This is a genomic window from Butyrivibrio sp. (assembly GCF_017635265.1).
GTDB lineage: Bacteria > Bacillota > Clostridia > Lachnospirales > Lachnospiraceae > Butyrivibrio.
This window is the reverse complement of sequence record NZ_JAGBLU010000144.1, coordinates 1-9,368: the sequence shown is the minus strand read 5'-3', so window position 1 is coordinate 9,368 and position 9,368 is coordinate 1. Positions and strand designations below refer to the sequence as shown.

Genomic DNA, 9,368 nt, shown 5'->3' with positions numbered 1-9,368 from the left:
TTTGCCATATTGTTTCAGCCTCCTACAGTGTTAAATAAAGGGTTACTTGAATTTTGTGAACATTTATGCCAAATTTTTATGCGTTTTTCAGATCTTAAAAAGAGGATTCTAACCCTCATGGATACTGAAAAACGCATACAGCGGTTTTCTAAAATCATTATATCAGATTTCCGGGCAAAAAGTGTTCACGAAAACAAATGGTTTTGTGAACACACCTAATAATCTATGAACTGAATACATGCCATTCATAACGTTTGTATCGCCCTGAAGTTCACAATGTAAAATTGGAAAACAAAATGTGCGTAAAATCATTATGATTAGCCAGACTTTAGATTTCTACAACTAAGGTGCCATATCCATTTATCATAAGAGAGCCTGAAACATCCTGATTTGTATATATGTCTTTTACATTCTGATAAAATGTGATCTTATCCGCCTGCTTATTATAGTTAAGAACAAATAGGTATTGCTTATCATCTTTTTTGCGGACCGCTATTTCCATTGTCTCTGGAAGGCTAATTATTTTATCATATGGGCTCATCACATTTAGGTTCTTAAGGAAAACTCGTACTGCTCCCTCTGTAAAAGCGCTTCCGTAGTAGAAAACCCTGCCCATTCCGTAGCCATTACAGATTATTGCGCCACAGCCGGCATAATAATCTGATGTATACTCTGCTAACTGTCTGCCGCCGTTTATTGGACATAAAATATCAGTAAATACTGACGCTTCAAACTCATCATCTCCCCATTTTACATATACCTTTTCTGCATCTGGTGCAATAAGAGAGTATTCAGGGATGTCTGCTCCTGTAAGAGGCGCAAAAAGCCCAGGAAGTTTATCCATTACGCATTTGCCAGTCTTATCCTTGTATCCGCTTCTGCAGCCTATGACAAGTCTTCCTCCAGCTTTCACGTATTCAGATAAAAGTTCTACGGTTTTTTCATCAGTTATAGTTGGATGAGGATAAAACAGGACTTCATACGCTAAGAGGCTCGATGCATCGGTTAGTCCATCTATATAAACGTAATCAAATGGGGTATGTGTTTTCTGTAACGCATTAAACAAGGCTTTTCTACTCTGTTTTTCAACTCTCCCGTGCCAGACATCATATTCTGAATCCCATAGATTGTCATAGTCTTCCAAAATACCGACTTTGGCTTCATAGACAGAACCCGCTACCAGATTGAGTGCTTTTAGCTTTTCATGTACTTCTTTTACCTCATTAAGACGTCTGTTGTCTCTTCCTGAATAATCCAGAATACCATGCCAATAGATTTCTGTTCCCATGGTGGCGGTTCGCCATCTAAAGTAACTTACAAAGTCAGCGCCATGCGCTATGGATTGCATTGTCCAAAGTGTCAGTTGCCCGGGTCTTGGCGTTGGGGCCTCCATCCTGGATGTCCATCCATTGGCTCCGGACTGCTGCTCCATAATTCCAAATACTTTGGAAATGGCCCTTGTCTCTGCAAGATTCATGCTCCATTTGCGATCTTTGATAGGGTCATTTTCATCATACATACTCAGGCAATATGCAAAATTGGGATAGGAATCATAGGTAATGAAATCAATGCTCTCATTTACCATCTTCTGATAGTCAAGATGCCCAAATATACCATTTGTTGTGATAAAATCATCTTCCTTTGTGTATTTTCTTATTATATCTGCCTGCATCTTTGCCCATCTGTTGGCGCTATCAGAAATAAATCGAATATAATCAAGCTGCCAGTGTGGATTTACTGTATCCTGGACAGTGCGTCTTGGAACGTTGATTTCATCCCAGCCAGTAAAAGTCTGATTCCAGAAAATTGTCCCCCAGGCTTTATTCAGTTCATCAAGTGATCCGTATTTAACCATAAGGTATTCCCTGAAAGATATCGAATCACTTTCGGAATAAAAAACATCAGTTTCGCAGTTGATCTCGTTGTCTATCTGCCAGCCAATCACACAAGTTCTCTCAGCATAGTGAGACGCAAAAGCTTCCACTATTCTGCCGGAAAGCTTCTGATAGACCAGAGAATTATAATTATAATGACGCCTCAGCCCGTGGTGATATACATTTCCGTCTATATCACAGTTAAGAACTTCCGGATACTTTTTTGTTAGCCAGGCAGGAGGAGTTGCTGTGGGCGTTCCCATTATGACCTTCATACCCATCTCTTCTGCCAGGTCCAGAAATTCATCCCAAAAAGAATAATCAAAAACGCCTTCTTCTACCTCAACTGTATTCCAGGCAAATTCTGCTACTCTCACCACCTCAATTCCAGCATCAAGCATTCTTTTGAGGTCTTCCCGCCACAGATCTTTAGTCCAATGCTCAGGATAATAGCAGACACCTAGTAAGAGTTCTTTTCCATTTAAAATTTCTTTCATGTATTCCCCTTCTTTTTGTCGGTTTTAAAAAGGCGGCACCGGATGGTACCGCCTCCAAATTCCATTATACTTGTTTTTTCGCTTAATAAGATAATTGAACTATGCATCTTTGTAAGCAGACAAAGCTTCTGTAAGCTGAAGAGTATAGTTCTTTGTCAGTCTTGAAGCCCCTAGCGGATATGCATCTGGAAGAACTTCCGAGCACACTTCAGGTTCCCAATAGAAGATCCCAAGCCCCTCATTATCAGGAACTCTTTTGAGCATTCGTATCGTATCCCCGATAAGCTGTCGTGTTTCTTTTTCTTCATATTCCGGTCCACCTATCTCTGCTATCATAACAGGCTTATGGAATCTATTCCTGTACATATCAATGCATCTTGCCCAATTGTCTATGCTTGAATCCACGTTTTCTTCTAGGGTCTCCTTGTTTATGATATCGCACCAGTATGGGTAGTCAGAAAAACCAAGTATATCTGTCATGCCACCATTTTCAAAAAAGTTTTCCAAAAACGGCATAACCCAGATAGGATGTTGTCCACTAGCCAAATGAAGAACAACCTTGCAGTCAGGAAACACTTTCTTTACTGCCAGGTAACCACTATTTATGTATTCTACAAGCTGCGTTGGATGTGTTTCCAGATCGCCCATTGGATGCATCATCCCTGGGTTTATTTCATTTCCTACCTGCACCCACTCCGGGCATACACCCCGCTCTTTCATAATACCTAGAACATATTCTGTATGCTCACTTACTTTTTTGCATAATTCCTTGTGCGACAGTCCTTCCCAAGCCTTTGGAATGTATTGTTTTTTTGGATCTGCAAATTCATCAGAATAGTGAAAATCCAGCATTATGCGCATGCCGGCATCCTTCGCGCGCTTTGCCGCGTCCGCCACTCTTTTTGCATCACAGTACCCGAGCATTACAACTGTTCCGTCTTTTTCCTCCACATAACTCTTCTCTGGTGGATTGACAAATATCCTAAATCTAACCGAATCAGCCCCTTTTTCTCTGACCGCTTCAAGGCATGATACCGTTTTTCCTTTTTCATTTATCCATTTAAAGCCCCTGTCCTCAAGCTGTGTCATCCAGCCAAGGTCTGCTCCATATGCAAACTTAGTTTTCATCACGCATAATCCCTTATGTTTTATATTTGGAAAAGCCGCATCTAACAGCGGCTTTTCCCATTTTTATCTTATCTTGTTGCTTTCCATGCCTCGTACTGAGCATCAAATTCATCAAGAACATTCTGCAGTCCGGAGTCATAGCATTCCTTGATCATCTTTTCTATTGTGGCATCAACGTCATCTACAAGCCCAAGCTCAAGCATTGGAACGTAATCCTTAAGTACTGTGCCTACCGCAGCTTTATAATCTGCCACATTTGAATCGTCAAAAACAAATGTTACTGTAGGATTACTTACTACTCTCTCTTCCCAGCTGTCAGTTACTTCTGTTGCTCTTGGGTCTCCGCCAGCTTCTTTAAGGTCTCCATTTTTGATAGCCCATGATGCAGATATTGCATATGCTGCAAAGTCGCCTGCCTTATCTGTTTCTGTATACTCTCCGGCGTCATTTACGGTATAGTGCTCGCCTTCAACACCAAGTATCCAGAGATGATTTATATATGTATCGCACTTTAAAATATCAAGTACCATAGCAGCTCTTGCAGGGTCAGCACTTCCTGCAGCTATTGCCATGTCATTATTTGAATAGTTCTCACAGCCAACAAGATTATCTTTTGTAAGATCATATGCTGCTCCTACAACGCCTTCTGTCTGCTCTGCCTGTTCAATATAAGTAAACACTGAAGTATTCCATGCAATAGAAGCCCCCTGAAGGTTTCCAAAAGCATCATCATCTGTGACTGTATTTGTAAGTGCACTTCTGCTCCATGCTCCGGCATCAGCCAGTTCCTTCATATCATGTGCATATTCTTTGAAAAGATCAGTCTCATAAACAAGCTTTATATCAGAAGCATTAGGAAGCTCCCCCTTCTTATACTGATACATAAGATCAAAATAATCACTATCAAGAGCAAGGAAAGTATCGTCCTGCTGTCTGTAGACATCCCAAAGTTCATTGTTGTCACCAGCGGCTGCAAGAGCGTAGATGCCGCTCTCAGGTGTTTCCTTTTCAGCAATGGTCTTGGCAAAATTCATATAGTCATCCCAATTACTTAATGAGCTGATTCCATATTTATCTGCCAGATCCTGTCTTATTGCAACAATTTTCCCCATAGGAGATGCCTGATTAGATGGAATGGCTATCATCTGGCCTGCTATAGTTGTCTCATCCCAGCTTTCAGGTGCCTGATACTTGTTTGTGAGCGGCATGTTCTTAGAAATAAAGTCATTATCAAGAACATAGAAAGAACCCTTTGCAGCTTCCGTATACATAAAGCACCATGGCGCAGTGAAGATAAGATCAACCTGTCCGCCCGTAAGTGTCAGTGAATACATCTGTTGGTAATCCGACCAGCTAAGGAAACTTACTTCAATATCAGTATTAAATGGCTCAAGATACTCATTTGTCTTTGCAAGAACATCACTCCAGGCAGTTGGTGTATCACCAATAAGCGTGATGTTTACAGTCTTATGCTGTGATAAGTCTACATCTTTGTACATATCTGGCGTTGCTTTTACAATTCCCTCGCCTATTGCTTCAGGAAGCCCATCAAGTGAATTGTTAGCACTTTCTTGAGTCGCACTAATGGCCGTATCACCAGTGTTTTCTACACTTTGAACCGACTCAGCTGCTGAACCACATCCACAGAGCGCTGACACTGTCAGCACCACGCCCAACATAATTGACAATACCTTGTTTCTCATAAATGTTTATCCTCCTTTTTTGCTATAACTCTCCCCTAAGGGTAATATTCATTTTCCTTTTGTCATCCTTTTACAGCACCAATAGTAAGTCCTTTGACAAAGTACCTCTGTACGAACGGGTAAAGAAGTACTATTGGACCTGTTGCGATTATGGTCATTGCCATTTTCATTCCTTCGAGTGGGATAGACGGTAGTGCTATTCCTGACTTTTCAGCGACAATCCTCATAGCTTCTGCACTTCCGAGAATCCTCTGAAGGTAATACTGCAGCGTGAACATATCCTCATTTGTCACAAACAGCATGCAGTTGTACCAGTCGTTCCAGTATGCCAGAGCAGAGAAAAGCGAAAGCGTCGCAATCAGTGGCTTACTAAGTGGGAGGATGAGCTTTGCAAATATGGTTATGTCATTTGCCCCATCGATCTTTGCAGACTCTGAGATCTCAGCGGGAATACCTGCCATAAATGACTTTGCTATGATCATGTTCCACACTGAAAACATCAGTGGAAGTATAAGTCCAATGATACTGTTCTTGAAATTCAGATAACGAGTACACATCAGGTACCATGGAACAAGTCCTCCATTAAATAGCGTTGTGAAAAAGAAGAAAAACGAGAATTGATTTCTCCATGGAAAGTCCTTTCTGCTAAGGACATATCCAGTCATTGTAGCAAACAGCACCGCAAGAAAAGTCCCTGTAACCGTAACGCCTATTGTCATTCCGTAGGCTTTAAGTATCGCTGTCGGATTCTTTAAGCAAAGTGCATAACTCTGGAGGCTTAATTCGGAAAGCCTCGGCAGAATAGGATATCCATCCCTTATCAGAGAGTTTTCACTGGTGAATGATGCTACAATTATCAGATAAAACGGAATGACACATATCAGAGCAAATATGCCTACCAATAGTGCTCCCACGATATTTACTGATAGCTGGTCACTGCTCATTTTCTTTTTCTTTCTTATCACTGTCTTATCAGACAGTTTCTGTTCTTCAATTATTGTGCCTTCGGTAAGGCTGATGGTTTCAGCAGACATTTATTACCTCCCTTAATAAAGTGCATAATCCGGATTGGCTTTTTTCACCAGCTTATTGCATACCATAATCGTGATAAAGCAAAGAACTGACTGGTACAGCCCAGCCGCTGCAGACACTCCTACATTTCCATTGTCTATGAGCAACCGGAAGACATAGGTGTCGATAACATCAGTCATCGGCTGAAGGAGTGCGCTGCTCTTTACGGTCTGGTAGAACAACCCGAAATCACCGCGGAAGATGTTTCCGATACCAAGGAGTACCAGGATCATCATCGTAGGACGGAGGGAAGGAATTGTAAGGTATTTGATCTTCTGCCATGCAGAAGCACCATCGATTGATGCAGCTTCAAACATTTCCTGATCCATTCCTGTGATTGCTGCGAGATATACTACTGATCCATATCCTGTCTGCTTCCACAGCTTAAGGAATATCAGGACAAAGGGCCATGCCCCCGGCGTGTTATAAAGGTCAAAGGGCGTTCCTCCAAAAGATGTTACGATATTGTTGAATACGCCGCGCTCGTAGTTAAAGACGTTATAGATTATTGCTCCTGCCACAACCCAGCTGATGAAGTATGGAAGAAACATAAGGGACTGCACCGTCTTCTTAAACAGTTTGTTGATGATCTCATTCAGAAGGATGGCGCTTCCCATTTCGAATACAACTCCAAAAAAGATGAATGCTACATTGTACAAAAGCGTGTTCCTTGTTACCTGCAGAAGCTTCCCTGAAATAAAAAGTGCCTTGAAATTACTCAGCCCATTCCATGGTGAAGAGTATATTCCTCCGTTATATTGATACTTCTTAAATGCCATAACTATGCCGGTCATTGGAATATAGCTGAATACTATAACATATATGAGTGCCGGTAATAGCATCAGTAATAACATCCAGTGCCGTTTAAGATTTTTTACCAGATATTCTCCTCTCCCCATGGTCAAACTCCTTCTAAATTCAGTAATATCAGCGTTTCAAGCTATTTGATATGTTTTGATTTTATCGTTCGTCAAAAGGACAAACAATGACACGAAACGACTTTGGTGGTAAAATTTGTAACATATATGGGAATGATTAGGAGACAATTATGTTAAGAGAAGTATCCAAAGACTATATAACAAGTGCAAAACCAAACGCGTCATTCAGCATAAATACTGGCAGCGATTCAAACTATTATCAGTTAAAGCTGCCCTACCAGATCACATATGAATTCTGTAGCGGTACCGAAGAAGATGATTATATGAACGCTATAACATTTTCAGAAGATGAATCCTTTTACGCCAGGGATTCTTTTCAAGGCCATGACAAAGCATTTCATGATCATCCCCTTCATTTCCACGATTATTACGAAATCATGATAGTTCTGAGTGGAACTGTGACGCAGCGCATAGAAGATATAGACTACAAATACCCTGCCGGCACATGCTGTCTCATAAATAGAGGCATACGACATGCAGAAAATTTTGATACAGAGTCAAGCATCCTGTTCGTAGGACTGTCAACCAGTATGATTGGTGAACTGTTTACGGTTGCAGAACACTCTTCTTTTCATTCTGAAAAGGATTTTATGAAGAGCAACCTATACAGTTTTATCATTTCAGATCTCGATAATCCTGATCGGAAAGCATATCTGGATATGATACCCGCTTTCGCAAAGGCTACCGGCTTTGAGCAGTTAAAGAATCTTTCAACCGAAATGCTGAACACAATGATGTTTCCTCACTTTGGATCTTCATATAAGATGAGAAGCCTGTTATCTGAACTGCTTTACTTTATTTCAAGCACAGACAATTACCACTGCACCGAAGTAGAAATGGGTATGGGAAATGATCAGCTCCTGTTTAGCCGTGTCGAACACCTTATGACGGAAAGAAATGGACGAGTAACCCGCTCAGAGCTTGAGAAAGTACTTAATTACAGCGGAGATTACCTTAATAGAATAGTGAATAAATTTACAGGTATGTGCCTTTACGACTATGGAATGACCTTCTGCTTGCGAAAAGCAGCAATGGATCTTGTAAACACAAAGGAATCCATCTCTTCAATTGCACAGAACCTGCAATTCTCCAACCGGACACATTTTTACTCTCTATTCGAAAAACAGTATCATATGACTCCAAAGGAATACCGGGCAAAACATATTTCACCATAAAACAAAGAGGTCTTACCATTGTAATCATAATGGTAAGACCGTTATATTTTTTCCAATAATTATGTTCCGATATAACCGATGATATGCTTTTCCTACACATATAACAAAATACTGTTTTAGTCGGAAAAAGCGAATAAATATTCAGTCCTTCTTTTCTTTAAACTGTATCCTCTGAAATCTGTCGGAATACACGAGTTCTACTGGCTCATGAAGTCCATCATCCATATATTCTTCAGGAGTTCTTAATGTATCTCCGTATAATTTGAAATCCCAGATCTTACTACCTTCGCCGTCCACATACTTACCACAAGCATATAATGAGCCGTCTTTTTTCTCCGCAAAGGTAACATATGTATAGTCATAATCATCATTTCCTTCAGCACTTTCACTCTCGGCATATGGCTTAGCTTTTTCAAATCTGACTTCATCCATCCAAACCATTTTTACATCACCCAATACCTTTACCGGTTCTTCTATGAAATCCTGATTCTTACTGTCATATCCGCAGCTTCCAAAAGTGTTGTTGCCCCAGGTCCACAATGTACCGTCCTCTTTGATGGCAGCCATGCTGAAAGAACCACAGGTAACATAGATTGCATCATCAAGCATTTTCGTAGGCTCCGAGTAGCTGCACCCAATTGTGTCGTCAGGATGCTTTGCAGATGTAGTCCTAATTTGCCCCCACCACCAGACTGAACCATCATTTTTGAGAGCAACGATTCCGCTTTGGCTTGCTCTGGCATATTTTACGTCGGACATAAGCAATACAGGGGTTGCTGTAACTATATCATCATAGTAAATCCATTCTTTTCCATATGGATTCTCAAGTCCCATCAATCCGTTTTGGTTTGCCCCGGCTCCGTATAATTCACCGTTTTCAGTAAGATAAATCACAAAGAAGGCCGCACCATCAACATGGATAACATTCTCTGCCATCTTCTGCGGCGTGCTTTCATAAGATGAACGATTCCCGTTGCCAAGC

Annotated in this window: 6 protein-coding genes and 1 pseudogene; 1 reads left to right on the top strand and 6 read right to left on the bottom strand. The window is 40.9% G+C overall.

All coding sequences use genetic code 11. The features are described 5' to 3' along the window. Positions 1–328 precede the first annotated feature (328 nt). The 5 genes from J6O61_RS18675 to J6O61_RS18655 all read right to left on the bottom strand — a co-directional run bounded on the left by J6O61_RS18675 (position 329) and on the right by J6O61_RS18655 (position 7,172). On the bottom strand, positions 329–2,371 hold the full coding sequence (locus J6O61_RS18675) for a beta-galactosidase (RefSeq protein ID WP_292215820.1): 2,043 nt from the start codon (positions 2,369–2,371) through the stop codon (positions 329–331). Between the two features lie 99 nt (positions 2,372–2,470). Continuing rightward, a complete protein-coding gene (locus J6O61_RS18670) occupies positions 2,471–3,499 on the bottom strand; it encodes a glycosyl hydrolase 53 family protein (protein ID WP_292215819.1) in 1,029 nt (342 codons plus the stop codon). A gap of 68 nt (positions 3,500–3,567) precedes the next feature. Further along, entirely contained in the window at positions 3,568–5,202 is a 1,635-nt protein-coding gene (locus J6O61_RS18665) for an ABC transporter substrate-binding protein (RefSeq protein WP_292215818.1), read from the bottom strand. A 62-nt stretch (positions 5,203–5,264) separates the two neighbouring features. Continuing rightward, a complete protein-coding gene (locus J6O61_RS18660) occupies positions 5,265–6,236 on the bottom strand; it encodes a carbohydrate ABC transporter permease (RefSeq protein ID WP_292215817.1) in 972 nt (323 codons plus the stop codon). A 12-nt stretch (positions 6,237–6,248) separates the two neighbouring features. After that, positions 6,249–7,172 (bottom strand): ABC transporter permease, encoded by a 924-nt coding sequence (locus J6O61_RS18655; protein ID WP_292215816.1) that lies wholly within the window; start codon positions 7,170–7,172, stop codon positions 6,249–6,251. A gap of 149 nt (positions 7,173–7,321) precedes the next feature. Between J6O61_RS18655 and J6O61_RS18650 the strand changes: the two genes are divergently transcribed. Next, the gene (locus tag J6O61_RS18650) at positions 7,322–8,386 is read left to right on the top strand and encodes an AraC family transcriptional regulator (RefSeq protein WP_292215815.1); all 1,065 of its coding nucleotides are present in this window, start codon (positions 7,322–7,324) and stop codon (positions 8,384–8,386) included. Between the two features lie 141 nt (positions 8,387–8,527). Here the strand turns inward: J6O61_RS18650 and J6O61_RS18645 are convergent. Further along, positions 8,528–9,368, bottom strand: a pseudogene (locus tag J6O61_RS18645) (hypothetical protein); the annotation flags it as partial.

Excerpts from the sequence above, each read along its gene's own strand:
- J6O61_RS18670 (WP_292215819.1), bottom strand. The coding sequence starts at position 3,499 with ATGAAAACTAAGTTTGCATATGGAGCAGACCTTGGCTGGATGACACAG.
- J6O61_RS18665 (WP_292215818.1), bottom strand. The coding sequence starts at position 5,202 with ATGAGAAACAAGGTATTGTCAATTATGTTGGGCGTGGTGCTGACAGTG.
- J6O61_RS18655 (WP_292215816.1), bottom strand. The coding sequence starts at position 7,172 with ATGGGGAGAGGAGAATATCTGGTAAAAAATCTTAAACGGCACTGGATG.
- J6O61_RS18650 (WP_292215815.1), top strand. The coding sequence starts at position 7,322 with ATGTTAAGAGAAGTATCCAAAGACTATATAACAAGTGCAAAACCAAAC.
- J6O61_RS18675 (WP_292215820.1), bottom strand. The coding sequence starts at position 2,371 with ATGAAAGAAATTTTAAATGGAAAAGAACTCTTACTAGGTGTCTGCTAT.
- J6O61_RS18660 (WP_292215817.1), bottom strand. The coding sequence starts at position 6,236 with ATGTCTGCTGAAACCATCAGCCTTACCGAAGGCACAATAATTGAAGAA.